The following is a 444-nucleotide window of genomic DNA, read 5'->3' as shown; positions in this document are numbered from 1 at the left end:
ACGGCGCCCCTCCCGCTGCCCGGCTGCCGCACCACGGCGGCCGCCGCTCCGAGGTCGTTGACCGCGAGCAACAGGTTCTGGACGACCAGGGCCGCCGCGTACGCGCCGAACTCGTCCGGCGCCAACAGCCTGGCCAAGGCGATGCCCATCGCGAAGGTCCCCACCCTGGACAGCAGGGTGTTGGCCAGGCTCAGGCCCAGACCACGGCGCACCCGCGCCCCCAGGCCACCACCACCGTCGCCCTGCTCGCCGGGGTGCCCAGCCGCTCCGGGCGGTGCGGTGGACGTCGGAGGGCCGGCGGAACCGCTCCGGTCGGCCCCGCCGGGCGCCTCCCCCCGTTCCAGGCCCCTCATCGCGGATCCCCCGGTAACGGCGGTCGGCGACCGTCCCCGGATGCCCCGGGAACCGCGTCGCCGGGTGCCGCCCGGGATCAGCGGGTTCTCC

Annotated in this window: 1 protein-coding gene; it reads right to left on the bottom strand. The window is 77.0% G+C overall.

From position 1 onward, the window contains the following. The coding region (locus ACTIDRAF_RS29820) for an oligosaccharide flippase family protein (protein WP_157163139.1) at nt 1–353 on the bottom strand (353 nt) is incomplete at its 3' end. Nucleotides 354–444: the final 91 nt, after the last annotated feature.

Source organism: Actinoalloteichus spitiensis RMV-1378, assembly GCF_000239155.1.
GTDB lineage: Bacteria > Actinomycetota > Actinomycetes > Mycobacteriales > Pseudonocardiaceae > Actinoalloteichus_B > Actinoalloteichus_B spitiensis.
The sequence above is the reverse complement of the archived record's forward strand: the minus strand, read 5'-3'. Positions and strand labels throughout refer to the sequence as shown.